This is a genomic window from Bacteroides cellulosilyticus DSM 14838 (assembly GCF_000158035.1).
Taxonomy (GTDB): Bacteria; Bacteroidota; Bacteroidia; order Bacteroidales; family Bacteroidaceae; genus Bacteroides; species Bacteroides cellulosilyticus.
In genome coordinates this window covers 591,911-594,099 of record NZ_EQ973490.1, presented here as the reverse complement: position 1 = coordinate 594,099, position 2,189 = coordinate 591,911, and the positions used below count along the sequence as shown (strand labels likewise).

At 40.3% G+C, this 2,189-nt stretch carries 1 protein-coding gene and 1 pseudogene; one reads left to right on the top strand and one right to left on the bottom strand.

The window, feature by feature from the left end:
* A pseudogene (locus BACCELL_RS25975) lies at positions 1 to 644 on the bottom strand (AAA family ATPase); the annotation flags it as partial.
* Between the two features lie 417 nt (positions 645 to 1,061).
* Between BACCELL_RS25975 and BACCELL_RS07000 the strand changes: the two are divergent.
* Positions 1,062 to 2,189: ATP-binding protein (locus tag BACCELL_RS07000; RefSeq protein ID WP_007210955.1), on the top strand; the 1,128-nt coding region annotated here is incomplete at its 3' end.

Sequence of the window (2,189 nt, the reverse complement as noted above, 5' to 3'; positions counted from 1 at the left end):
CTTCATATCGGAATAGATTTCCAGCAGTGGACAGAGGAATATATCAACATAGCCGGCTTGCGTATCTTGTTCAGAAATGGAGCGGTAAAAGCGGTTTTGGGCTGTCATGGCAAGGGTGAAGTCGTGGACAAAGAACTAAATTAAGGTCAGCTTCATCGTAGGTGCTCAGTAGATAGGCATAAAGCTGCTCACGAACTCTATCAGTTCATCAACAGTGTGATTGAAGGGGATAGTAGTGGAATAATAGGTCAGCTGTTGAAGCCGCTGGTGAGGTCGTCCACCGTAACAGGGCTGACGCCGGTGATGAAACAACGCTTGATGCTGGAATAGGTTCCTGCTTTCACCTTGTTGAAGAAGGCGCGCAAATAGCCTTCGCCATGCGTCTCGTTGGTGTAACGATGTAAACTCTCAGGATCGGCGAAGATGGCATTGGTAAAGTGGTCGTACTCATTGATGAAGAGATTTACCGTCAGACTTTTGCCGAAACGACGGGGACGGATGAAGAAGAAGAACTTATCCACATCTTCTATCATAGGAATAAAGCGGTTTTTGTCTACATAATAACAATCGTCGCGGCGAATCACGGCGAAGTTCATCATGCCGTAAGGGATGCGTTTCCTTTTGGGTGCTATATATTCTTCCATAACTGATGCCCTTTTTTAAAGTTTGCTTTGAATGCAAACAGAGGTACGCCCTTTCCGCTATTTCTCCAAGCAAAGATTCTTAAAAACACGGAACACTTTCTTTATTATCTTGTTTTCCCTGTGTAATCCACAATTTTATTTAATCAAAATAGCATAAGTCCATATTTCTTTTTGTTTTTGCAACAGCGGTTGAATCAATGGCTGTTGCGATATAAAAGACAATGTATGAAGTTCTATAACAGAGAAAAAGAGATAGCAGAATTGGTCCGTATACGGGAGCTTGCATTCGCTCAAAATTCCCGGATGGTAGTGCTGAAAGGAAATTTGCTGTTCGTAAACAGCAGAAAAAGGATATTTTTGCTGTTTACGAACAGCAAATACTTATATTTGTAGTCTGAAATTAAAATATAAGAATGTATGGAGACGCTATTTGCCAAGCAGGACCGTTTATTAATGCTTACGTCTACTGAGATTGTACGCACACTCATGCATAGGATCAATTGGAATGCTCAACTGATCGCTATAAGAGGACCACGAGGTGTTGGGAAGACTACGTTAATGTTGCAGTATATAAAACAGCATTATGAGGTGTATAACCGGGAAGCGCTTTACTGTACGCTGGATTCTGTGTATTTTTCTAATCATACTTTACTGGAATTGGTGGATACTTTTTATAAACACGGTGGTAAGCACCTGTTCTTGGATGAAGTGCATAAGTACCCGACTTGGAGCAAAGAGATAAAGGAGATTTATGATATGTATCCTGATTTGCGGGTTGTATTTAGTGCATCTTCTTTACTTAATATACTGAATGCAGATGCCGACTTGTCCAGGCGTTGTATTCCTTATGAGATGCAAGGACTTTCTTTTCGGGAATTTATGCTGTTTTATAAACAGTTGGATTTGCCGATATGTACTTTGGAAGAGGTATTGAATTCTCCTGGAGATATTTGCTCAAGAGTGAACGAGGTATGTCGCCCTCTCGCTTTTTTCAAGGAATATTTGCAGTATGGATATTATCCATTCTATTTAAAGAATCAGATGGATTATTATACAAGTATTGAGCAGGTTACTAATTTTATTATTGAGTCGGAGCTGCCTCAACTGTGTGGAGTTGATATTGGTAATGTCCGTAAGCTGAAAGCACTATTGGGGATTCTGGCCACTTCTGTTCCTTTTGAAGTGGATATTTCTAAATTATCAACTACAATTGGCATTCATCGTAATACGGTAATAGAATATTTGAATAGCTTGGAAAGAGCCAAATTACTCCGCCTGCTGTATGCGGATTTGCTTTCTGTTAAAAAGATGCAGAAGCCGGATAAGATATATCTGGATAATCCTAATCTGCTCTACGCTTTGGCTTCCCATCCGGTTAAGATAGGTACAGCGCGTGAAACGTTTGTTGTGAATCAGTTAGGCTATATGCATGAGGTGGAGTATGGTAAAAAAACAGGCGATTTTAAAGTAAACGGATGCTATACATTGGAAGTTGGTGGTGAAGGGAAAGGGTATAATCAGATTGCAGATTTGCCGGATTCATAT